General features: G+C 73.9%; 21 protein-coding genes. 13 read left to right on the top strand and 8 right to left on the bottom strand.

The features are described 5' to 3' along the window. Window positions 1–9: 9 nt before the first annotated feature. Window positions 10–900 carry an aminoglycoside phosphotransferase family protein gene (locus ICW24_RS05340; RefSeq protein WP_226344678.1) on the bottom strand — a complete coding sequence of 297 codons (891 nt, stop codon included), beginning with the start codon at window positions 898–900 and terminating at the stop codon, window positions 10–12. Window positions 901–1139: 239 nt separating this feature from the next. On the opposite strand from ICW24_RS05340, the gene ICW24_RS05345 reads away from it, so the two are divergent. Then, window positions 1140–1349 carry a type II toxin-antitoxin system VapB family antitoxin gene (locus ICW24_RS05345; protein WP_226344679.1) on the top strand — a complete coding sequence of 70 codons (210 nt, stop codon included), beginning with the start codon at window positions 1140–1142 and terminating at the stop codon, window positions 1347–1349. After that, window positions 1346–1753: a type II toxin-antitoxin system VapC family toxin gene (gene vapC / locus ICW24_RS05350; RefSeq protein ID WP_226344680.1), complete on the top strand. Its 408-nt coding sequence runs from the start codon at window positions 1346–1348 to the stop codon at window positions 1751–1753. Before ICW24_RS05345 ends, vapC begins: the two co-directional genes overlap by 4 nt. A gap of 85 nt (window positions 1754–1838) precedes the next feature. On the opposite strand, the gene ICW24_RS05355 is transcribed toward vapC, so the two are convergent. After that, on the bottom strand, window positions 1839–2888 hold the full coding sequence (locus ICW24_RS05355; protein ID WP_226344681.1) for a DUF4439 domain-containing protein: 1050 nt from the start codon (window positions 2886–2888) through the stop codon (window positions 1839–1841). Window positions 2889–3155: 267 nt separating this feature from the next. On the opposite strand from ICW24_RS05355, the gene rimP reads away from it, so the two are divergent. The 8 genes from rimP to ICW24_RS05395 all read left to right on the top strand — a co-directional run bounded on the left by rimP (window position 3156) and on the right by ICW24_RS05395 (window position 11954). Next, the gene (gene rimP / locus ICW24_RS19635; RefSeq protein ID WP_226344682.1) at window positions 3156–3854 is read left to right on the top strand and encodes a ribosome maturation factor RimP; all 699 of its coding nucleotides are present in this window, start codon (window positions 3156–3158) and stop codon (window positions 3852–3854) included. A gap of 1 nt (window position 3855) precedes the next feature. Next, on the top strand, window positions 3856–4929 hold the full coding sequence (gene nusA, locus ICW24_RS05365) for a transcription termination factor NusA (RefSeq protein WP_226344683.1): 1074 nt from the start codon (window positions 3856–3858) through the stop codon (window positions 4927–4929). Window positions 4930–5081: 152 nt separating this feature from the next. Continuing rightward, window positions 5082–5429, top strand: a complete 348-nt coding sequence (locus ICW24_RS05370) for a YlxR family protein (protein WP_226344773.1) — start codon at window positions 5082–5084, stop codon at window positions 5427–5429. A 60-nt stretch (window positions 5430–5489) separates the two neighbouring features. Beyond that, entirely contained in the window at window positions 5490–8507 is a 3018-nt protein-coding gene (gene infB, locus ICW24_RS05375) for a translation initiation factor IF-2 (RefSeq protein ID WP_226344684.1), read from the top strand. Window positions 8508–8671: 164 nt separating this feature from the next. Continuing rightward, a complete protein-coding gene (rbfA, locus tag ICW24_RS05380) occupies window positions 8672–9205 on the top strand; it encodes a 30S ribosome-binding factor RbfA (protein ID WP_226344685.1) in 534 nt (177 codons plus the stop codon). A gap of 12 nt (window positions 9206–9217) precedes the next feature. After that, window positions 9218–10219, top strand: coding sequence for a tRNA pseudouridine(55) synthase TruB (truB, locus tag ICW24_RS05385; protein ID WP_226344686.1), 1002 nt, complete (start codon window positions 9218–9220; stop codon window positions 10217–10219). 107 nt (window positions 10220–10326) lie between these two features. Continuing rightward, on the top strand, window positions 10327–10863 hold the full coding sequence (locus tag ICW24_RS05390; protein WP_226344687.1) for an ASCH domain-containing protein: 537 nt from the start codon (window positions 10327–10329) through the stop codon (window positions 10861–10863). 11 nt (window positions 10864–10874) lie between these two features. After that, complete coding sequence (locus ICW24_RS05395; protein ID WP_226344774.1) at window positions 10875–11954, top strand: alcohol dehydrogenase catalytic domain-containing protein; 1080 nt, start codon at window positions 10875–10877, stop codon at window positions 11952–11954. A gap of 85 nt (window positions 11955–12039) precedes the next feature. On the opposite strand, the gene ICW24_RS05400 is transcribed toward ICW24_RS05395, so the two are convergent. The 3 genes from ICW24_RS05400 to ICW24_RS05410 all read right to left on the bottom strand — a co-directional run bounded on the left by ICW24_RS05400 (window position 12040) and on the right by ICW24_RS05410 (window position 15438). Next, the gene (locus ICW24_RS05400) at window positions 12040–12993 is read right to left on the bottom strand and encodes a carbohydrate ABC transporter permease (RefSeq protein ID WP_226344688.1); all 954 of its coding nucleotides are present in this window, start codon (window positions 12991–12993) and stop codon (window positions 12040–12042) included. Continuing rightward, window positions 12990–13970, bottom strand: a complete 981-nt coding sequence (locus ICW24_RS05405; protein WP_226344689.1) for a carbohydrate ABC transporter permease — start codon at window positions 13968–13970, stop codon at window positions 12990–12992. The genes ICW24_RS05400 and ICW24_RS05405 overlap by 4 nt, the downstream gene beginning before the upstream one ends. Before the next feature lie 121 nt (window positions 13971–14091). Beyond that, a complete protein-coding gene (locus ICW24_RS05410) occupies window positions 14092–15438 on the bottom strand; it encodes an ABC transporter substrate-binding protein (RefSeq protein WP_226344690.1) in 1347 nt (448 codons plus the stop codon). A gap of 188 nt (window positions 15439–15626) precedes the next feature. Here ICW24_RS05410 and ICW24_RS05415 point away from each other — a divergent pair, with 188 nt between their 5' ends. Together ICW24_RS05415 and ICW24_RS05420 are read left to right on the top strand one after the other, a co-directional pair. Beyond that, window positions 15627–16700 carry a bifunctional riboflavin kinase/FAD synthetase gene (locus ICW24_RS05415; protein ID WP_226344691.1) on the top strand — a complete coding sequence of 358 codons (1074 nt, stop codon included), beginning with the start codon at window positions 15627–15629 and terminating at the stop codon, window positions 16698–16700. A 42-nt stretch (window positions 16701–16742) separates the two neighbouring features. Continuing rightward, window positions 16743–18758, top strand: coding sequence for a TIGR03960 family B12-binding radical SAM protein (locus ICW24_RS05420; RefSeq protein WP_226344692.1), 2016 nt, complete (start codon window positions 16743–16745; stop codon window positions 18756–18758). Between the two features lie 79 nt (window positions 18759–18837). On the opposite strand, the gene ICW24_RS05425 is transcribed toward ICW24_RS05420, so the two are convergent. The 3 genes from ICW24_RS05425 to ICW24_RS05435 form a co-directional block, all read right to left on the bottom strand. Further along, on the bottom strand, window positions 18838–19374 hold the full coding sequence (locus tag ICW24_RS05425) for a YbaK/EbsC family protein (protein WP_226344693.1): 537 nt from the start codon (window positions 19372–19374) through the stop codon (window positions 18838–18840). Between the two features lie 126 nt (window positions 19375–19500). Then, the gene (locus tag ICW24_RS05430; RefSeq protein WP_226344694.1) at window positions 19501–20814 is read right to left on the bottom strand and encodes an ABC transporter permease family protein; all 1314 of its coding nucleotides are present in this window, start codon (window positions 20812–20814) and stop codon (window positions 19501–19503) included. After that, window positions 20811–21641 carry an ABC transporter ATP-binding protein gene (locus tag ICW24_RS05435; protein ID WP_226344695.1) on the bottom strand — a complete coding sequence of 277 codons (831 nt, stop codon included), beginning with the start codon at window positions 21639–21641 and terminating at the stop codon, window positions 20811–20813. The genes ICW24_RS05430 and ICW24_RS05435 overlap by 4 nt, the downstream gene beginning before the upstream one ends. 498 nt (window positions 21642–22139) lie before the next feature. Here ICW24_RS05435 and ICW24_RS05440 point away from each other — a divergent pair, with 498 nt between their 5' ends. Then, on the top strand, window positions 22140–23045 hold the full coding sequence (locus ICW24_RS05440; RefSeq protein ID WP_226344696.1) for a LysR family transcriptional regulator: 906 nt from the start codon (window positions 22140–22142) through the stop codon (window positions 23043–23045). Window positions 23046–23056 lie beyond the last annotated feature (11 nt).

Here is a 23056-nt window from a genome sequence, read left to right on the forward strand (position 1 = left end):
CGCTACGTCTCAGGCGCCCGGCTGCAACGCCTTGAGCAGGGTGATCCGGTCGGTGACCAGCGACGTCGCGTCCGTGCCGCCGCCGTCGGCGAGGAGGTCGGCGGTATCGACGACGGTCCGCACGATCGCCCACGCGCGGGCGCGGTCCTCGTCGAGGCCCGCCGCCTCGCACACCCACCCGAGGCGGCACCGGGTGGTCCACGCGATCGTCGGCACGTCGTGGCCGGCCTCGTCCCACCGGTTGTGCAGCACGGGCCAGACCGCGAAGGCGGGGTCGGCGGCCAGCGGCTTGGGGTCGATGGCGACCCATTCGCCCTCGGCGCGGTCGTCGACCCCGGACAGGGCCCGCAGCACGTTGCCGTCGTGGAGGTCGGTGTGGACGAGCCGGGCGTCGATCGTGCCGGTGTCGCCCGCGAGATCGCGCGCGGCGGCGCGGGCCTGTTCGACGAACCGGCGGGGGAGACCGGGGGGCGGGGAGGCCAGCGGCCCGGCGAGCCACCCGTCCACGAGCGTCGACAGCCGGGTGAGCCGGGGGAGCGCGGGGCGGTCGAGCGTGCGCAGCAGCTCGCCGACGACCGTGCAGGCCCCCTCCTCGTCGAGCAGCGAGAGGTCGGCGTCCGCGTCGAGCCGCTCGAGCAGGAGGACGTGATGCGCGGGGTCGGCGGCGAGCAGGCGCACCGCCCCGGCCCCCGCCCAGGCCCGCAGGGCGAGATGTTCGTGCGCGGCCTCCGCGTGGGGCCACGTCACCTTGAGCGCGGCGGGCGTGCCGTCGCGGCGGCGCACGGGCACGACGAGCGCGCAGACGCCGTGCCGCGCGGGCCCGTCCAGGCGCAGCTCCCAGGCGTCGACGGCGTCGCGGACGAGGCCGGGCAGCGCGCGCAGCCAGTCGTCGCCGCTCATGCCCCGCCCGTGCGGCCCGGGTGGCGGCGCGGGGCGTCCCGCCAGGTCCCGGGCGAAGGCCGCCGGAACGAGTGCGTCGTCGATCGCCGCCACGTCGTCGTCCCCCTTCTCCCTCGCGTCACCGGCATTCCGCTACCCGACCTTCCGGCGGGGGCCACGCCGCGCGAGCAGGAGCGTCAGGTCGGCGCCCCAGCGTAGACGGACCTGAGTCGACGCGATGTCACGTGTGAACTACGTGTATGGCGAGGACGCGCACGAACATCGAGATCGAGAACGACTACGTCGACGTCATCACGGAGCGCTTCGGTGTCCGGACCAAGACCGAGGCCGTCGACCTCGCGCTACGCCACCTGGCCGGAGACCCGATGACACGGGAGGAGGCGCTGGCCATGCGCGGTGCCAACGCGATCGACGCCGTGCCCGTCGATCGCTCGACCACCGGCGCGTGATCTTGGTCGACACGTCGGCCTGGGTGGAGTTGGATCGGGCGACGGGGAGCGCCGTCGACCTCGCGCTGGCCGACCTCATCGCGACCGATGGACCGATCGCGGTGACGGAGCCGATCGTCATGGAAGTCTGTGCCGGCGCTCGGACCGACGCGCGCGAACGGGATCTGCGCCGCCTGCTCGCCCGCTGCCACTTGGCTCGGGTGGACGCCGCGGCCGACTTCAACGGTGCGGTGACCATCGACCGAACCTGCCGCCGGGCCGGGATCACTCCGCGTGGTCTCATCGACTGCGTCATCGCCGCGGTGGCCCTCCGCGGCGCCCACGAGGTGTTGGTCAGGGACGGGGATCTGGTCGGTGTCGCGAGAATCATGGAGCTGCGACTCCACCCCGCTTCTCCTCGCTGAGCGACACCGACCTGCGACCCCGCCCGCGTTCGGGCGGGGGGCCACGACCCTTCGTCCCGCTCGTCCCGGTGCGGGTCTGACCGGCTCAGCTGGGTGAGGCGGGCGGCGTCAGGGAGGCGGGGGCGGCGCCCCAGCGGGCGCGCCACGTCCAGGCCTCGAGGGCCCAGCCGGCGATCGCGCGCAGGGCGCCGGCATCGCCGGGAACGGCCGCGCACGCGGCGACGAGGTCGCGCGCGAGGTCGTGGAGCACCGCGGCGGCCAGCCGGTCCGCGGCGGCGGGGGTGGTCACGGGGAACGGCAGCCGGTAGCCCAGGGGCACCGGGGTGGGCGCGGGGCCGGCGAGCTCGTCGAGCTGGTCGCGGGCGACCGACAACGCGTCGACGGCGGCCGTCGCGGTCTCCCGTCGGGCCGGCGCGGCCTGGGCCGCCGCGACCTCGAGCCCGTAGACGGCCGGCGCGACGAGGTCGAGCAGCCTGCCCGCCACTGCGGCGGGGACGCGGGGATCGGGGGGCGCGCCGGGGACCTGCGCGCCGAGGAGGCGGGCGGCCCCCGCCCGGCCCACCCGGGCGGCGACGAGGACGGGCAGGTCGGCGGCCGCCGCCCCGGCCACCGCCGCGCTGACGACGCCGGCGCCGAGATCGGCCCGTTCGGCCGACACCACCTGCGCGGTCGCAGAGGGGCCGGCGGCGGGGTTGTCGGGGGGAGCCGAGGACGGTCTCGGGGACGACCGGGGTGACGCCGGAGGTGACGCCGGGTCCGACCCGGTGGAGGCCGGTGGGGTCGCGGCCCCGTCCGCTCCCGAGCCCACCTGCGCCAGGCGGGCGTCGAGCGCGGCGACGTCTGCGCGGTGCGTCGCCGCGAGTCGGCCGGCGAGCGTGGCCGTGAGCCGGCCGCGGGCGGGTGCCCCGGCCGGCGACCCGACGGACGAGAGGGCGACGAGCGCGGCGCGCGTGCGGTCGCGCTCGGCGCTCAGGACGTCCAGGCCCGGGTAGGGCTCGCGCGGAAGGAGCGGCAGGTCGGGGGCGTCGGACTCCCACCGCAGCCCGCAGCCCGCGAGCAGCAGACCCGCCGCGCCGAGCGCGCCCGAGGCGAGCACCTCGCGCCGCCCCGGCCGACCCGCCGGACCCGGCGACACGACCCGGCCACCCTCGCCGTCGCGGCCGCCCCGGACACGGCGTCCGCGGCGCCGGGTCCGCGACCACCCCGGGGCGACCCCGCCTGCCCCGAGGTGTCGATCCCCGCCGTCCGCCCCGCCGCCCACACCGTTCCCCACGGGGTCGATGATGTCACCGCGGGTGCGACGGCGGCCGCAGGCGCCGCGGGTAGAGTGAGGCCCGCACGCACCGGAGGGCCGCAGCGATCTCGCCGCGCCGCCGTATTCGAGAAGACGAGGAGTGGGACCGTGAACGCACCTGATCAGGGGAGCGAGGCCCTCCTCGCCGAGGTGGCGCAGGCGGCGCTCACCGGAACCGGGCTCATCGTCGACCACGTCACCGTCACCCCTGCGGGGCGCCGCAGCGTCGTCGGGGTCGCGCTCGACCGCGATCTGGCCGACCTCGCGCCCGACGACCACGCGAGCCCCGTCCCCGGCGTCGACCTCGACACCATCGCCGACGCGACCCGTCTCGTCGGAGACGCCTTCGACGGCCCCGAGGCCACCGCGGCGCTGGGGGACCGTGCCTACACCCTCGAGGTGAGCACCCCCGGCACGTCGCGCCCCCTGACCCTGCCGCGGCACTTCCGCCGCAACGTCGGCCGCCTCGTCGACCTGCGCACCGACGCCGGCGAGGAGATCACGGGCCGCATCGTCGCCGCCGACCCCGACGGCGTCACGCTCGCGCCCGAGACGCCCGGCGTCAAGGGCCGGCCCGCCAAGAAGGGCGCGCCGCGGCACCTCGCCTACGGCACGATCGCGCTCGCGGTCGTCCAGGTGGAGTTCGTCTCCGACGACGCGGCGGGCCTCGGTATCGACGACGACGACCTCGACGACCACACCCATGACCTCGACGACCACACCCATGGCCTCGACGACCACACCCATGGCCTCGACGACCACACCCATGGCCTCGACGACCACGAACCGCACGACCAGGAGGACTGAGATGGACATCGACCTCGCGGCCCTGCGGGCCCTCGAACGGGAGCGCGACATCCCGCTCGACGTCATCATCCCGGCCATCGAGCAGGCGCTCCTGCTGGCCTACCACCGCACCGAGGGCAGCTACCGCCACTCGCGCGTCGAGCTCGACCGCGGCAGCGGCCACGTCGTCGTCTGGGCGCGCGAGGACGCCCCCGTCCTCGAGGACGGCACCCGCGGCGAACCCGGCCCCGAGTTCGACGACACCCCGGCCGGGTTCGGCCGGGTCGCGGCCTCCACCGCGCGCCAGGTCATCCTCCAGCGCCTCCGCGACATCGAGGACGACGCGGTCCTCGGCGACTTCAAGGGCCGCGAGGGCGACATCGTCGCCGGCGTCATCCAGCAGAGCCAGGGCCGCGGCGTCCTCGTCGACTTCGGCACGGTGGAGGGCATGCTCTCCACCGCGGAGCAGGTGCCCGGCGAGAAGTACGGTCACGGCGAACGCCTGCGCTGCTTCGTCCTGTCGGTCAAGCGGGGGACGCACGGTCCCCAGATCGCCCTGAGCCGGACCCACCCGAATCTCGTGCGGCGCCTGTTCGCGCTCGAGGTGCCCGAGATCGCCGACGGCACGGTCCAGATCGCGGCCCTCGCCCGCGAGGCGGGGCACCGGACGAAGATCGCCGTCCACGCCAAGGCGAAGGACGTCAACGCGAAGGGCGCCTGCATCGGTCCGATGGGTCAGCGCGTCCGGGCCGTCATGGCCGAGCTGCGCGGCGAGAAGATCGACATCGTCGACTACTCCGAGGACCCGGCGACGTTCGTCGCCGCCGCCCTGTCGCCGGCGCGTGTCTCGTCCGTCGAGATCGTCGACGCCACGATCCGGTCGGCCCGGGTCGTCGTGCCCGACTACCAGCTCTCGCTCGCGATCGGCAAGGAGGGCCAGAACGCCCGTCTCGCGGCGAAGCTCACCGGCTGGCGGATCGACATCCGGCCCGACACCGCTCCGACCGACACGGCCTCGTCGTCGCAGGCCGCGGCCCCCGCGGTCAGCGCCGCGCCGACGGACCCGGCACCGGGTTCACCGGCCTCCCACGAGTGACCCGCTGGACCGGTGACACGCCCGGGGCGCTAGACTGGCAGGGATCGTCCGCCGTCCCGGCGGACCCGGTGGGCCCCCGCGTCGACGTTCGTCAGTCGGAGTGTGGGCCGTCGCCGGGTCCCGCGGCGCGACCGGAGCCGGTACGAACGTGCATCGGCTGCCGTGAGCGCGACGGGCGTTCGGCACTACTCCGCGTGGTCGCGGCGGCACCCACCGACGGCACTCGAGTCGTCCTCGTCCGCCCCGACCTCGCCCGCAGCTCCCCCGGGCGCGGCGCCTGGTTGCATCCCGTGACCGCGTGCCTCGACCGGGCCGAGAAGCGACGCGCCTTCGGGCGGGCCCTTCGCCTCACGAGTGCGTTCGACGCCTCACCGGTGCGGGCCTTCCTCGAGGCCGCGGAGCAGCACACCGCCATCGTCTCCGTCCCGGAGCCGATGGTCACCGAGAAGACCGAGAGCGGGTTTGACGCTGATGAGCATCCGATGAGTACTCAGCAATGAGCATCGCCCTGCACTAGAACGGTCCGACGCGACGCGCCCGGACCGTAGAAGAGGAGAAACGTGGCTAAGGTCCGGGTCTACGAGCTCGCGAAAGAGCTCGGAGTCGAGAGCAAGGTCTTGCTCAACCACCTGAAGGACAAGGGAGAGTTCGTCCGGTCGGCGAGCTCGACGATCGAACCCCCTGTCGTCCGCAAGATTCGTGAAGCGTTCCCCGGCGATCTCGCCGCGGGCAACGTCAAGGGTGCGGCGCCCGCCGCGGGAGGGGCCGCTGCGCCCGCTGCCGCCAAGCCCGCCGCGAGCGGGGCAGGCCCCAAGCCGGGCGGCCCCCGTCCCACCGGCGCACCGAAGCCGGGCGCGAAGCCCGGCCCCGCCGCTCCGGAGCGCCCCGCGAGCCCGGCGGCCTCGCCGGCTCCGGCCGCCCCCGAGGCTCCGGCCGCCCCGGCCGCGGAGTCCTCCGCGCCCGCGGCACCGGCCGCCTCGACGCCGACGCGGGCCGAAGGCTCGGCGCCCGCCGAGACCCCGGCCGCCTCGCCGTCGACGTCGTCCGCGCCCACCCCTGGTCCGCGCGCCCCGCGCCCCGGCCCGGCCGCTCCGGCGCGCCCCGCCGCGCGCGGCAGCGAGCGTCCCTCCGGTGGCGCCGCTGCGCGCCCGGCCGGTCAGGGTGGCCAGGGCGGTGCCCCCCGTTCGGGTGGTCCGCGTCCGTCGGCCCCTCGCCCGGGCAACAACCCGTTCGCGCCCAGCCAGGGCATGCGCTCGGGCCGCGAGGGCGGTCGCGACGGTGGTCGTGGTGCGGGCAGCGGTGCCGGCTCGCCGCGCCCCGGCAACAACCCGTTCGCGCCGAGCCAGGGCATGCCCCGGCCGCAGAACCGTTCCGGTGAGGGTGCGGGTGGCCCGCGTCCGGGCGCCCCGCGCCCCGGGGCCCCCGCCGGTGCGGGCGGTCCCCGTCCGGGTGCCCCGCGCCCCGGTGGCGCTCGCCCGAACCCGGGCATGATGCCCAACCAGACGTCGGTGCCGCGTCCGGGCGAGCGCCCGACGCGCGGCGGCCCGGGTCGCCCCGGCGGCGGTCCCGGTGGTGGCGGTCCTCGCGGTGGTGGCGGTTTCCGTCCCGGCGGCGGTCGTCCCGGCGGTCCCGGTCGCGGCGGCACGCCCGGCGCGTTCGGTCGCGGTGGCGGTCGTCCGGTCCGCGGGCGCAAGTCCAAGCGCGCGAAGCGCCAGGAGTTCGAGCAGATGCAGGCGCCGTCGGTCGGTGGCGTGCAGGTCCCCCGCGGGGACGGCTCGACCATCGTCCAGGTGCGGCGTGGCTCGTCGCTGACCGACTTCGCTGACAAGATCAACGCGAACCCGGCGAGCCTCGTCACGGTGCTGTTCCACCTCGGTGAGATGGCCACGGCGACGCAGTCTCTCGACGAGGACACGTTCCGCATCCTCGGCGAGGAGCTCGGCTACGACATCCGCGTCGTCTCCCCGGAGGAGGAGGAGCGCGAGCTCTTCGACTCCTTCAACATCGACCTCGAGTACGGGGTCGACACCGAGGAGGACGAGGACCTGCAGCCGCGTCCGCCGGTCGTCACCGTCATGGGTCACGTCGACCACGGAAAGACGCGACTGCTCGACGCGATCCGCAACGCGAACGTCATCGCGGGCGAGGCCGGCGGCATCACGCAGCACATCGGGGCCTACCAGATCGCCAAGGAGCACGAGGACGTCGAGCGCAAGATCACCTTCATCGACACCCCGGGTCACGAGGCGTTCACCGCCATGCGTGCGCGTGGTGCGAAGGTGACGGACATCGCGATCCTCGTCGTCGCCGCCGACGACGGCGTCATGCCGCAGACCATCGAGGCGCTCAACCACGCCCAGGCGGCCGACGTGCCGATCGTCGTGGCGATCAACAAGATCGACGTCGAGGGCGCCAACCCCGACAAGATCCGCCAGCAGCTCACCGAGTACAACCTCGTCGCCGAGGAGTACGGCGGCGAGACGATGTTCGTCGAGGTGTCGGCCAAGCAGGGTCAGAACATCGACTCCCTGCTCGACGCCGTGCTGCTCACCGCGGACGCGGCGCTCGACCTGCGGGCCAACCCCGACAAGGACGCGCTCGGCGTCGCGATCGAGGCCAACCTCGACCGTGGCCGCGGCGCGACCGCGACGGTGCTCGTCCAGGCCGGCACGCTGCGGGTCGGCGACGCCATCGTCGCCGGGTCGGCGCACGGCCGCGTCCGCGCCATGCTCGACGAGCACGGCCAGAACGTGGCCGAGGCGACCCCGTCGCGCCCGGTGCAGGTGCTCGGTCTGAGCTCGGTGCCGCGCGCGGGTGACACGTTCGTCGTGGCGCCCGACGACCGCACGGCCCGGCAGATCGCCGAGAAGCGCGAGGCGGCCGACCGTCAGGCGAGCCTGGCCAAGGCCCGCAAGCGCATCAGCCTCGAGGACCTCAACGAGGCGCTCGCGGCCGGCAAGGTCGAGACCCTCAACCTCATCCTCAAGGGTGACGTGTCGGGTTCGGTCGAGGCGCTCGAGGACGCGCTGCTCCAGATCGACGTCGGCGAGGAGGTCGACCTGCGGATCATCGACCGCGGCGTCGGCGCGATCACGCTGAACAACATCAACCTGGCGATGGCGTCCAACGCGGTCATCATCGGCTTCAACGTGCGGGCCGAGGGCCAGAACGCGGAGGTCGCCGAGCGCGAGGGCGTCGAGATCCGGTACTACTCGGTCATCTACCAGGCGATCGAGGAGATCGAGGCGGCCCTCAAGGGCATGCTCAAGCCGGAGTTCGAGGAGCACGAGCTGGGGTCGGCCGAGATCCGCGAGATCTTCCGGTCCAGCAAGTTCGGCAACATCGCCGGCTCGATCGTCCGCTCGGGCGAGATCCGGCGCGGCAGCAAGGCGCGCATCACCCGCAACGGGGTGGTCGTCGCCGAGAACGTCGAGGTCGCCGGGCTGCGTCGCTTCAAGGACGACGTCACCGAGGTCCGCGAGGGATACGAGTGCGGTATCAACCTGGGCTCGTACAACGACCTCCAGCTGGAGGACCTCGTGACGACGTACGAGATGCGGGAGAAGCCGCGTAGCTGACGCGGGGCGCCGGGCGGCCCCGAGCCGCCCGGTCTCCGCTCCGACGCACCCGACCCGGTCCTCACGCCCCGCGTGAGGACCGGGCGGCGCGTCGGACCCGTACCCTCCGGGTGTCGGCCCCGTCGCGGGCCGAATTCACGAACATCCACGAAAGGCTCCGGACCATGGCCGATTCCGCCCGCCCCCGCAAGGTCGCCGACCGCATCAAGGTCATCGCGGCGGAGACCATCGAGTACCGCATCAAGGACGAGCGCCTCGGGTTCGTCACGATCACCGACGTCCGGGTGACCGGGGACCTGCAGCAGGCGTCGATCTTCTACACGGTCTTCGGCTCCGAGGCCGAGCGCGAGGCCACGGCCGAGGCGCTCGCCGACAACAAAGGCCGCATCCGTTCGGCGATCGGCAAGGGGCTCGGGATCCGGCTCACGCCGTCGATCGAGTTCATCCCCGACGCCCTGCCCGAAGGGGCGGCCCACCTCGAGGAGCTCATCGCCGAGGCGAAGCGACGGGACGAGGAGGTCGCGGCCGCCGCCGCCCGGGCCGCCTACGCCGGCGAGCCCGACCCGTACCGGAAGCCCGAGGACGACGATGACGACGAGAACGAGGGGCTCGTGCCCGACGACCGTCCCGTGGGCGACGGCCCGGCCGACGCCGTCAACGACCCCGAGCCCGACGACGACGGTCGGCAGCGGGGCTGACGGGCAGCGCTGATGGCGCGAGCGATCGACCCCACGGTCGGCGACGGGCTCCTCGTCGTCGACAAGCCGGCCGGCTGGACGAGCCACGGCGTCGTCGGTGCATGCCGCCGCCTGGCCGGGACCCGCAAGGTCGGGCACGCCGGGACTCTCGACCCGATGGCGACCGGCGTGCTCGTCGTCGGCGTCAATCGGGCGACGCGGCTCCTCACCTATCTCGTCGGCGCCGACAAGGCGTACGCGGCGACCGTCCGCCTCGGACAGGTCACGGTCACCGACGACGCGGAGGGCGAGGTCACGGCCGCCGCCGAACCGGCCCTGCTGCACCGCATCGCCGACGACCCGGCCGCGGTCGCCGCCGCAGTCGCGGCCCTCACCGGCGACATCACGCAGGTGCCGAGCGCCGTGAGCGCGATCAAGATCGACGGCAGACGCTCCTACGCCCGCGTCCGCGCGGGCGAGGACGTCGAGCTCGCGGGGCGGCCCGTGCGGGTGTCGCGGTTCGACGTGCTGGCCTCGCGCCCCGCGCCCGACGGGGCGGGGATCGACCTCGACGTCGAGGTGGAGGTCAGCTCCGGCACGTACGTCCGCGCCCTGGCCCGCGACCTCGGCGCCGCCCTCGGCGTCGGCGGGCACCTCACGGCGCTGCGCCGCACCCGGGTCGGCGGCATCACGCTCGAGACGGCCCACACGATGGAGGAACTCGAGGCGGCCCGCGCGGCCGGGCCGGCCCGCCCGGAGACCCCGGAGGCGATCGCCGCGGCCGTCGCCGGGACGAGCGGCCTGCCCCTCGTCGGCCTCGCCGACGCCGCCCGCGCGGCGCTGCCCGCCCGAGAGCTCGACGAGGAGTCCGCCCGCCTCGTCGGGCACGGCGTGCGCATCCCCTCGCAGCGGCCGGGGCGGACCGGGCCCGTCGCCGCCTTCGCCCCCGACGGCACGCTGGTCGCCGTCCTCGACGAGTCCGGCGACCGCGTCATGCCCGAGGTCGTCTTCGCGCCCTCCGGCGGGGGCGCCTGACGCCGCGGCCGGCCGGTCTCGGTCGGTGGACCATGCGGGAGTGGCCGAACTGTGCCGCCGGGATGGCTCAGGCCAGGGGCGGTCGGGCGGCCACTATCGTCGTGGGCATGGACAGCACCGACGACGGCGAGCTCGACGCCTTCTGGACCGACGCGAAGATCCGGGCGGGGCTCAACCCGGCGAGCGCCTACGGCGGGCCCATCGTCGACGACACCCTGCCGCCGCCGGCGTGGTCGTTCGGCGCCGACCCCGCCCAGGCCGACCGGCTGCTCGAGCTGGTGCTCGAGGGGACGAAGACGGCCACGTCCAGCGCCCTGTGGGACTACGAGGCCGCCGACGACCCCCTGCCCGAGCCGGGCGACCTGTCCATCGTGCTCGACTCCGGCGGCCACCCCCGCGCCCTGCTGCGCACGACGCGGGTGCGCGTCGTCCCGTTCGACGAGGTGGACGCCGACCACGCGAGAGCCGAGGGCGAGGGCGACCGCTCCCTGGACTCCTGGCGCGCCGCCCACCGCGTCTTCTTCGCCGAGAACGCCGCGCACGATCGGGGCTTCGCTCCCGACATGCCCGTCGTCCTCGAGTCGTTCGAGGTGCTCGTCCCCGAGCACCTGCGCCCCACCCGGCCGCGGATGTTCGGCCGGTGACCGGTCCGTCGATGCGTGCCGTCGTCTACGACGCGGTCGGGGCGACCCCCGTCGTGCGGGACGTGCCGGTGCCGGGTCCGCCGCCCGGGGCCGCGGTCGTCGCGGTGAGCGCCACCGGGGTGTGTCGTTCCGACTGGCACGCCTGGGCGGGGCACGACCCGGTCGACCTGCCCCACGTGCCCGGCCACGAGTTCGTCGGCGTCGTCGCGGCGGTGGGGGAGGGGGTCACCCGATGGCGCGGCGGCGAACGCGTCACCGCGCCGTTCGTCTGCGGCTGCGGCGTCTGCGACGTCTGCCGCGGCGGCGACCCTCAGGTGTGCCCGGCGCAGACGCAGCCCGGGTTCACGCACCACGGGTCCTTCGCCGAGCGGGTCGTCGTCCACGCGGCGGACGCGAACCTCGTCGCCGTGCCGGACGGACTCGACGACGTCGAGGCCGCCGCGCTCGGCTGCCGGTTCGCGACCGCCTACCGCGCGCTCACCGCGCACGGCGGGGTGCGTGCCGGGCAGTGGCTCGCCGTGCACGGCGCGGGGGGCGTCGGCCTGTCCGCGGTCGTCATCGCCCGCGCCCTGGGCGCGCGGGTCGTGGCCGTCGACGTCGCCGAGCCGGCCCTGCAGCTCGCGGACCGGCTCGGCGCGGAGGCCACGCTGTCGGCCGCCGGACTCGCTCCGGCCGAGGTCGCCGCGGCCGTCCACGAGGTCACCGGGGGTGGGGCGCACGTGAGCCTCGACGCGATCGGCAACCCGGCCGTGGCCGTGGGGTCGGTGCTCTCGCTGCGCCGCCGCGGGCGGCACGTCCAGGCCGGGCTCCTGCTCGGGACCGCCTCGACCCCACCGCTGCCGATGGACCGGGTGGTCTCCTGGGAGCTGTCGATCCACGGCACCCACGGACTCGCCGCCGCCGACTACCCGGCCATGCTGGGGCTCGCGGCCGGGGTCGACCTGCGCGCCCTCGTGGGACGGGTCGTCGGCCTCGACGACGCGCCCGCGGCCCTCGTCGACATGGGTGGCCCGGTCGGCGGGGCCGGCATGACCGTCGTCGATCTCCGCGCCGGCGCCGATCCCGTCGACGCGGCGGCGGCCGGATCCTGACCGGATCCGACCGCCGCCGGCGGGGTCGCCTCGGGGGTGACCCCGGGACAGACCGGGCAGGTGCCCGGGCCGTCGGGAGCGTGCGTCAGCCCTTGACCGCCCCGGAGGTCATGCCGCGGATGAAGAACCGCTGCATGCTCAGGAAGACGAGCAGGGGCATGACCATCGTGAGGAACGCGCCCGCGGTGAGCAGGTTCCAGCCCTGGCCCTGCGACCCGAGCATGCCGGCCAGGTTGACGGTCATCACCATGTTGTCGCCCTGGCCGAGGAAGATCAGCGCGACGAACAGGTCGTTCCACACCCAGAGGAACTGGAAGATGGCGAACGACGCCAGGGCGGGGTACGACATCGGGATGATGAGGCGCCAGAACGTCGTGAAGTGACTGGCCCCGTCGATCTTGGCCGACTCGATGACCGCCATCGGCAGCGTCGACATGTAGTTGCGCAGGATGTAGACGGCCAGCGGCATCCCGAACCCTGCGTGGGCGAGCCAGACCGCGATGAACTGGCCGTTGATCCCCAACTGCCCGAACAACTGAAACAGCGGCACGAACGCGACCTGGTTCGGCACGACGAGCAGCGCGACGAGCAGGATGAAGAAGAGGTCCCGGCCCGGGAACTGCATGAACGTGAACGCGTACGCGGCGAAGGCCGCGATGAGGATGGGGATGATCGTGGCCGGCACCGCGACGACGAGGCTGTTGAGGAAGCTGTTGAGCATCGGCGTCTGACCGCTGACGAGCACCTCGCGGTAGTTGTCGATCGTCAACGACAGCGGGTTCGCGAGGGCGGTCCACCACCCGGAGTCGTTCGCGGCCGAGGGGTCCCGGAACGACGTGACGAGCAGGCCGATCGTCGGGATGAGCCAGAGCACGCAGAGGGCGGCGACGACGAGGTTGACGAGCCAGCCGGCCCGCCCCGCCTGGCCGCCGACCCGGGTGCGGTTGCGGCCGCGCCGGCCGCCCCGGTCGCCGGTGCGGTCGGCCCGGGGAGCCGCGTCGGGATCCGGGACGGCCACGGGGGTTGCGGACGTCGTCATCGGTTCGCCTCCTGCGCGCGGAACTGCTTCACCTGGTAGACCATCACCGGGATGATGGCGAGCATCAACATGACGACGATCGCGGACGCGCGGCCGTTGTCCATGTTCTTGAACATCTCGACGAAGAACGCGGCCCCGACGATGTTCGTCGAGAAGTTGCCGTTCGTCATGACGTAGACGATGTCGGCCGTCTTCATCGTCCCGATGAGCACGGTGACGAACACCGTGATGAGCGTCGGCCACACCTGCGGCACGATGATGCGGGAGAAGATCTGCCGCTCGTTGGCGCCGTCGATGCGCCCCGCCTCGATGGTGTCCTCGGGCACGCCTTTGATGGCGGCCGACAGCAGCACCATCGCGTACCCCACCTGGGTCCAGATGAACACGATCATGAGCAGGAACGTGTTGATCTTGACGTTGCTCATCTGCAGCCAGTTGACCGGATCGGCCCCGGTGGCCGTGACGACGGCGTTGAGGATGCCGATCTGGTTCTCGGCCGCCGGCCGCACCGCGTAGATGAATCCCCAGATCGCCGAGGCGCCCACCATGGAGATCGCCATCGGCATGAAGATCAGGGTCTTGCTGACCTTCTCGCCGCCCGGGGTCAGCCGGTCCGCGAGCGTGGCCACCAGCAGACCGAGGGCGACCGTCACCACGGGGACGATGAGCGTCCACATGAGTGTGTTGATCAGCGTCGTCTGGAACTCGCGGCTCGCGAGCAGCGAGGTGTAGTTGCGCAGCCCGACCCAGGCCGTGGTGTCGTCGTTCGCGAAGCTCGCGACGACGGTCTGGAAGGCCGGGTACAGCAGGAACACCGTGATGGCGAACAGGGCCGGCCCGATGAAGACGTACGGCTTGACCCGCGCCTCCCACTTGCGTGGGAGCATCTCGACGAGCTTGTTGAGCACCCAGAACAGCAGCATCGCGCCGAGCACGCCGCCGCCGATGGCGAGCAGCGCGTTGATGATCTTGATCATCCCTCATTCCTTTCCGCGACGGCGGGGCGGACCCGCGGCGACGCGCACGCGGGCCGGACCCCGACCGACCGTCAGCGGCGGCCACCGAACGGATGTCGGTGGCCGCCGCCGTCGGGATCGCTCAGCTGGTGGGCCAGGAGTCGTCGACGGACGTGAGCACCTGGTCGAGCTGGGCCTGACCGGAGGTGTAGTCGACCATCGCCTTCCAGAACGAGCCGGCGCCGACCTTGCCCGGCATCATGTCGGAGCCGTCGAAGCGGAACACCTTCGCGTTGTTCGCGATGCCCTGGATGTCCTTGAGCGTCTGGTTCGGGTAGTTGGACGCGTCGAAGTTCTTGTTCGGGGACAGGAACCCGCCGGTCTTGGCCCAGGGCCCGCCGAAGGTCGTGTCCTCGAGCATGTACTTCATGACCTTCTGCACGTCGCTGTCGTTCTTGAACGCCCCCACGAGATCGCCGCCGCCGAGGACGCGCTGCTCGCCCGCGGTGACCGGCGGCGTGACGAACACGCCGACCTTGCTGTCGAGGTTCTTGAAGATGTCGTCGGGGAAGAACCCCTTCTGGGTGATGAAGTTGCCCTGCTTGCCCGTGTAGCAACCGGGCGGGGTCTTGAACATCGGGTTGAGCGCGGTCCCGAACGCGGTCGACACGGCGGCCTTCGCTCCGCCGTACGCGTAGCCGTCGGTCATGACGAGCTTGTTGTAGACGTCGAACGCCTTGCGCGTCTCGGGGCTGTCGAACTTCACCTCGTGCTTGACCCACTTGTCGTACACCTCCGGCCCGTTGACCTGGAGCATGTAGTCCTCGATCCAGTCCGTGCCCGGCCACCCGGTGGCGGCACCCGACTCGAGCCCGATGCACAGGGGAGCGGTGCCGTCGGCCTTGATCTTGGCGAAGAGGGCCTCGAGCTCGGCCTGGGTCTTGGGGACCTGGTAGCCCTTGGCGGCGAACTGGGCCTTGTCGTACCAGTAGAGGCTCTTGACGTTCATGCCGATCGGGGCGCCGTAGACCTTGCCCTCCACGGTGGCCGCGTCGAGGATGCCCGGCAGCATCTGCCCGCGGACCTTCTCGACGTCGACGCCGAGGGCATCGAGGGCGACGATCTTCTTCTTGGCGGCGTAGCCGTTGAGGATGCCCGGCTGCGGGAACGCGGCGATGTCGGGCGGCGTGTTGCCGGCCACCTTCGTCTGGATGAGCGTGTCGAAGCTCGACGACTGCTCGTAGTTGATCTTGATGTTGTTCTGCTTGGCCCACGCATCGAGGGAGTTCTTGAACCCCTGCGTCTGGTCGTTACCGAAGCCGAACATGATGGTGACCTGGCCGTCCCCCTGGGCGGCGGCGCCGCTGGTGGCGCCCCCGCCGCCACCGCCGCCCCCACTCGAGGAGTCGGGGCTCTGGGCGAGGCATCCGCTCGTGAGGACGACGACGGCCCCGGCCATCGCGATGGCGGTGGACATGCGACGGTGCATGAGTGCTCCTTGGCGGACGGACGCAGCAGGTCAGCGGGGTGCTGAGACGCAGGTGAGGCTGGTCGGTCCCGGTACGTGTCCTGAGGGTGAGCCGGGTCCGGGCGGTTGTCAAGGGACCCCGCCGACCCACACGAGGACGGGTTCCGCCCGGGTCGGGCGGGCCGGGGACCACCGATACAGTTGACGGCGTGCAGCACTGGACCGGTACCACGCAGATCCCCGCCGACCTCGGGGGTTCCGTCGTCACGCTCGGCAACTTCGACGGCGTCCACCGTGGCCACCGGGCCGTACTCGCGGAGGTCGTCTCCCGCGCCAACGCCGAGGGGCTCGCGTCGGTCGCCGTCACCTTCGACCCCCACCCCCTCGCGGTCCTCTTCCCCGAGCGCGCGCCGCACCTCATCACGTCCGTCGACCACCGCCTCGACCTGCTGGCGGCGTCCGGCGTCGAGAACTGCCTCGTCATGGAGTTCACGCGCGAGCTCGCGTCGTGGAGCGCGCCCCGGTTCGTCGAGGAGGTCTTCGTCGACGCGCTCCGCGCCCGAGCGGTCGTCGTCGGGCAGGACACCCGGTTCGGGGCGAACAACGCCGGCGACGTCCAGACCCTCCTCGAGCTGGGGGAGCGGTTCGGGTTCGAGGTCGTCGTCATCGAGGACCAGGGCGAGGACGACGACAGCACCGACGACACCGACGTCAGTGGCGCCGGCGGCGCCGGCGACGACCCGGCCGGTGCAGCGGGCGCCCCCGTCACGCCGCGCACCCGCTGGTCCTCCAGCCAGGTGCGCGCGATGCTCGCCGAGGGTGACGTCACCGCGGCGGCCTCCGTGCTCGGTCGGCCGCACCGGGTCTCGGGCGTCGTCGTCCACGGCGATCATCGGGGCCGCGAGCTCGGCTACCCGACGGCCAACCTCGAGCAGCACTGCGCCGGTCTCGTGCCCGTCGACGGCGTCTACGCCGGCTGGCTGTCCCGGCCGCACCTGCCCGAGGGCGACCACGACCGCACCCTGCCCGCCGCGATCTCCGTCGGCACGAACCCGACGTTCGACGGCACCCAGCGTCGGGTCGAGGCGTACGTCCTCGACCGCTCCGACCTCGACCTCTACGGCGAGCCCGTGACCGTCGAGTTCGTCGAGCGCCTCCGGCCGACGCTGCGCTTCGACTCCGTCGACGAGCTCCTCACGCAGATGGCGCAGGACGTGGCCGACTGCCGGCGGATCCTGTCCACCATCGTGCCGGTCGCCCCCGCGCGGACGACGTCCGACTGAGGCGGTTGGGCGAGCCCCGGGGCCTCACCTACCCTGGGACACATGTCCGGACAGTCCCTCTTCCCTGCGCTCGAGCCCCTGCTCGAGCGCGTGAGCAAGCCGATCCAGTACGTCGGCGGTGAGCTGAACTCCCAGGTCAAGGACTGGGAGTGCGGCGGGGAGACGACCGTCCGCTGGGCGCTGATGTACCCCGACGCGTACGAGGTGGGGCTGCCCAACCAGGGCACGATGATCCTGTACGAGGTGCTCAACGAGCGCCCCGGCACCCTCGCGGAGCGCACGTACGCGGTGTGGCCCGACATGGAGGCGCTGCTGCGCGAGCACGGCGTGCCCCAGACGACGGTCGACGGGCACCGTGCCCTGGGCGACTTCGACGTCCTCGGCGTCTCGTTCTCCACCGAGCTCGGCTACACGAACATGCTCACCGCCCTCGACCTCGCGCGCATCCCGTTGCACGCCGCGGACCGCGGCGACGACGACCCGATCGTCCTCATCGGGGGGCACGCGAGCTTCAACCCCGAGCCGGTCGCTGACTTCATCGACGCCGCCGTCATCGGTGACGGCGAGGAAGCGGTGCTGGCGGTCACCGAGATCATCCGGGCGTGGAAGGCGCAGGGCCGCCCCGGCGGGCCGACCGGCAGCCCCCGCACCGAGCTGCTCCTGCGCCTGGCCCGCACCGGCGGGGTCTACGTGCCGGCGTTCTACGAGGTCGGTTACGACCCGGACACCCACGCGCTGACGGGCACCGTGCCCACGGCCCAGGCCGCGCAGCAGGGGGTGCCCGAGGTCGTCAGCAAGCACACGGTCATGGACCTCGACGCGTGGCCGTACCCGAAGCAGCCCCTCGTGCCGATCGCCGAGAGCGTCCACGAGCGGATGAGCGTCGAGATCTTCCGCGGCTGCACCCGCGGCTGCCGCTTCTGCCAGGCCGGGATGATCACGCGCCCGGTCCGCGAGCGCTCCATCACCGGCGTCGGCGAGATGGTCGAGCGGGGCCTGCAGGCCACCGGGTACGAGGAGGTCGGCCTGCTGTCGCTGTCGTCGGCGGACCACTCCGAGATCGCGGACATGACCAAGGGCCTCGCCGACCGGTACGAGGGCACGAACACGGGCCTGTCGTTGCCGAGCACGCGCGTCGACGCCTTCAACATCGATCTCGCCAACGAGCTCACCCGCAACGGGCGGCGCTCCGGCCTGACGTTCGCCCCCGAGGGCGGCTCGGAACGCATCCGCAAGGTCATCAACAAGATGGTCAGCGAGCAGGACCTCATCGACACCGTCGCCGCCGCGTACGGCGCCGGGTGGCGACAGGTCAAGCTCTACTTCATGTGCGGCCTGCCGACCGAGACCGACGAGGACGTGCTCCAGATCGCCGACCTCGCCAAGCGGGTCATCGAGACGGGCCGGAAGGTCAGCGGCCGCAAGGACATCCGCTGCACGGTGTCGATCGGCGGGTTCGTGCCCAAGCCGCACACGCCGTTCCAGTGGGCCCCCCAGCTCGGCGCGGAGGAGACCGACTCGCGCCTGCGCAAGCTCCGGGACGCCATCCGCTCCGACCGGCGGCTCGGGTCGAGCATCGGGTTCCGGTACCACGACGGCGAGCCCGGCATCGTCGAGGGCCTGCTGTCCCGCGGCGACCGGCGCGTCGGCCGCGTCATCGAGGCCGTGTGGCGCGACGGGGGCCGGTTCGACGGCTGGAGCGAGCACTTCTCCTACGAGCGCTGGATGAGCTGCGCCGCCGACGCCTTCGCCGGCCTGACCGGCGACGAGGCCGGCGTGGACGTCGCGTGGTACACGACGCGCGAGCGGGCCGAGGACGAGACCCTGCCGTGGGACCACCTCGACTCCGGCCTCGACAAGGCGTGGCTGTGGGACGACTGGCAGGACGCCCTCGACGAGCGCGAGCAGGACGACTGCCGCTGGACCCCCTGCTTCGACTGCGGTGTGTGCCCGCAGATGGGCACCGACATCGAGATCGGCCCCACGGGCAAGACGCTCCTCCCGCTGACCGTCCTCGGCGCGGGCAAGGACGCGATGCTCGAGCGGCCGACGGGCTGACCGGGAGGGTGCCGGACCGGGTCGTCGATCAACGGCGGGCGAGCCGACGGATCGTTCGGCAGTCTCCTGGGTGTGATGTCTAGGCGCGGGGCAGAGCGAGGGGCAGGACGCGCGCGTTCGGGAGGGCCGCGAGGGCGGCGCCGGTCAGGAGGATCTTCGCGTCCCGCACCCCGCCGCCGATGACGACGGGGCCGGCGTCGACGACGGCCTGGTCGACGAGGATCGGCCAGCCGTCGGGAAGCCCGACGGGCGTGATCCCGCCCTGGAGCATCCCGGTCCGCTCCTGCGCGTCGGCCTGGTCGGCGAAGCTCACCTTGCGCACGTCGAGCTCCTTGCGGACGGTCTTGTTGACGTCCGCCCGGTCGGTGGCGAGCACCATGACGGCCGCGTACGTCTCCCGCTCCCCGCGCCGGCCGTGGACGACGACGCAGTTCGCCGACGCCTCCGGCGCGACGTCGTAGGCCTCGCAGAACGCCGCGGTGTCGGCGAGCGACGGGTCGATCCGGGCGACGCGGGCGTCGGGGACGAGGTCCGCCGCGGCGGCGACGGGCGGTGCCACGAGGTCGGTCGCCTCGGCGAGTGGGATCCAGGTGAGTCGTCCTTGCGGGCTCTGCATGGCGCCCACGCTAACGCGGCGTCCCGCGGGACCGCGCGCCTGTCGACCCCCGCCCCGGGTGAGCGGGGCCCGGCCGGCCGGCCGGCCGCCGGCGCCTCGGCGCGCGGCGGGCCGGTGGAGGATCCCTCACAGCCGCACGGCCTCCCGCACGAGCGGCCGGGACGCGGCGAGGGCGGCGACGGTGAGCGCGGCCGCGGCCGCGATCGCGACCACGGTGCGCACGAGCAGGCCGATCCCGGCGAGGTCGGCGAACGGCACGAGGACCAGCAGGGGCAAGACACTGCCGAGCACGATCGTGGCGCCGAGCGGGATCGTCACCTCCCGCAGCCGGGCCCGGTGCAGGAACGGGATCGGGGCACCGGCGAGGGCGAGCGCCCGGTACTGCGGGCCCTGGTCGATGACGCGCGCCGCCTGGACGACACCGGTGGACGTCGCCGCGACGACGGAGACGATGACGAGGGCGACGAGGGATCCCGTCGCGATGTCGGCCCCGAGCACGGCGCCCGCGGGGTCGGCGCCGGCGTCGCCGGCGATGACCGTCCCGACGGAGGACAGCGCCGCGAGCGCGACCCCGAGGCCCAGGGCGCTCACCGACCGCCACGTGCTGCGCGGGTCGTCGACGATGCGGCGGGCCGCGAGCAGCGTCTCGGGTCCGCGCGCGAGACGGGCCACCGCCAGCCCCGAGAGCATGACGACGTAGGGGCCGAGCACGTTGATCGTCGCGACCACGGCGGCGAGCACCCCGAGGGTGACCGCCATCCCGACCTGCTGGGTGAGCTGCCCCACGACGAACCACGCGAGCACGACGCACCCGACGACGAGCACCCGGACCGCGCTGAGCCGGACGGGGGTCGTCCGCGCCGCGACCCCGAGCGGTCCGACGACGACGCGCAGCAGGCCGCCGACCCCCGACGCCACCGACAGGAGCACCACCCCGGCCACCACCGCGGCGACGAGCGGGAGGCCCAACCACAGCTCGTCGACCCCGAGGCGGCGCCCCTGGAACGCCAGGAGCGAGAGGGGGGCGAGCGCCAGCGCGTACCCGAGCGCCCCGAGGATCGCCCCGGCGAAGGCCTGGGCGGCGCACTCGGCGAGGGTCATGAGCCCGACCTGCCGGGACGTCGCTCCCGCGAGCCGCAGGGTCGCGAGGCGGGCGTGACGTCGAGCGACGCCGAGCCGGGCGGCCACGCCCCCGAGGGTGAGGATCGGCACGACGAGCAGCGCGCACGCGACGAGGGCGAGCACGACGTAGATCGGCGCGTACTCGTCCCCGGGCGGGGCGACGGCGGCCCGGTCGACGAACGCGTGCGTCCCGCCGAGGCTGACGAGCAGCGCGGTCGTCGAGACCGCGAAGGCGAGCACGGCGAGCAGCGTGGGACGCCGGTCGTGGGCGGCCTCCCGGCGCTGGAGCCCCCACCACAGACCCAGCGCGGCCCTCATCGGGCCCACACCGTCTGCTCGTCGCGCGACCGGGCGGCGGCGTCGCGCGGGGTGGGCGGCGTACCGCGGTCGGAGGTGTTGGGCGTCCCGGTCGCGAGGTCGGGCCGGTCGGGCGTCGCGGGGCGCTCGATCCGGCCGTCCCGCACGCGCAGGGTGCGCCCGCACCAGCCGGCGACCTGGGCGTCGTGGGTGACGACGACGAGCGCGGCCCCCTCCTGCGCGCAGCGCCGCGTGAGTTCGCCCATGACCTCGGCGGAGGTCTGCTGGTCGAGGGCCCCGGTGGGTTCGTCGGCGAAGACGACGCCCGGCCGCCCGACGAGGGCGCGGGCGATCGCGACGCGCTGGCTCTGGCCCCCGGAGAGCTCGCCGGGCCGGCGCCGCTCGAGGCCCCCCAGACCCAGGGTGGCGAGCACCGCCGCGGCGCGCCCGGCGGCCTCGCGCCGGGGCACGCCCGCGAGCATGAGGGGCAGGGCGACGTTCTCGAGGGCGGGCAGCTCGCCGAGCAGGTGCCCGGTCTGGAACACGAACCCGAAGTCGGTGCGGCGCAGCGCGGTCCGCGCGGCGTCCCCCATCCGGGCGAGGTCGCGGCCCCGCCAGTGCACGGACCCGGACGTCGGTGTGAGGATGCCGGCGAGCACGTGCAGCAGCGTCGTCTTCCCGGACCCGGACGGGCCCATCACGGCGACGCTCTCGCCGGGCGAGACGGTCACGTCGACCCCGCGCAGCGCGGGGACGGCGTCGACGCCGGGGTAGGTCTTGACGAGGTCGCGGGCGACGAGGGCGTCGCCGGTGTCGGGCGCGGTGACCGCGGTGGGATGAGGTCTCATGGCTCCACCGTCCGCGCCGACGCGCTACGCCGGCATCGGCCCGGGGGATGATCCGCGCCTACGACCCGGACCGGCGGACGACGAGGTGGTTCCCCGCCATCGCCGGCCGCGAGGCACGGCATCGTCCGGGCCGGCCCGACCGTCAGGCGCCGTCCGCACCGCCGTCGTTCCGCCGGTCGCGGCGCCGCCCTCTCCCGGCACGTCGAACCATTCGGGCCGGGTCGATGACTCGGCCCGCGAGCGGCCGAGGCGCTGACCTGCGGTGACGTCCTGGGGCCCGCCGGCCGGGGGCGATCGACCCGGCCCGAATGGTTCTTCCGTCCGGCATTTCGTCCGCGGCGACCCTCGCCGCGGCGGGAGCGGACACCGCCCGGCGGCCCGTTCCGCGGCCCGAGGCGTCGTCGGGACGACCCCGACGGCCGCCGACGGCGTCCCCCCGGCCCCCGCGGCGGCCGCCCCGGCAATACTGAAGGGCCCGGACCGGACTCAGGAGGACGCGTGCTCAGCCCGACGCATCTGCGCACCCTCGTCACCGTGGTACGGCTGGGCTCGTTCGCCGACGCCGCCCGGCACCTGGGCTACACCCCGTCGGCGGTCTCGCAGCAGGTGGCGACGCTCGAGCGGCAGATCCGGACGCCGCTGTTCGAGCGGCAGGCCCACGCGGTCCGCCCGACCCCGACGGCCCTGGCCCTCGCCGACCGCGCGATCGCGGTCCTGGCGGAGGTGACGAGCCTGGCCGAGGACCTGCCGGCGCTCACGTCGGGGGAGGCGGGTCGGCTGCGGGTCGGCAGCTTCCCCACGGCGTCCCGGCGCCTCGTGCCGGACTGGTTCGCGCGCCTGCGCGACACCCACCCCGACCTGCAGGTCGTCCTCGACGAGGACGAGCCCGAGCCGCTGCTCGAGAGGCTCCGCACGGGCGAGCTCGACGTCGCGCTGGCCTACGGCTACGACCTCGTGCCGACCCGGTGGCCGGCCGGGCTGCGTCGGACCCCGCTCGTCGACGAGCCGTTCGTGCTCGTCCTGCCGCAGGGCCATCCGCTGGCGGACGCCGAGACGATCGCGCTGGCGGACCTCGCCGAGCAGACGTGGGTCGCCCCGCGGGAGCAGACCGCGGGGGCCAGGGCCCAACGCCGGGCCTGCGCGGTCGTCGGCTTCGACCAGCGGGTCGGCTTCCGCAGCAACGACTACGGGGTCGTCTGCCGACTCGTGCGGGCGGGTCTGGGCATCGCCGTCGTCCCGGCCCTCGGCGTGGAGGACACGACGGGGCTCGTGACGCGGTCGATCGTCGACCTCACGTCGCAGCGGCACACGGTCGCGCTGCACCGCGCGGCGAGCGCCCGCCCCGGGCTCGACGCGATCCTCGCCCAGCTCGTCGCCGCCGCGGCCGGGCCGGGCGGGGCGTAAGCGATCCTGGT

The organism is Agilicoccus flavus (assembly GCF_014857905.1).
Lineage (GTDB): Bacteria > Actinomycetota > Actinomycetes > Actinomycetales > Dermatophilaceae > Agilicoccus > Agilicoccus flavus.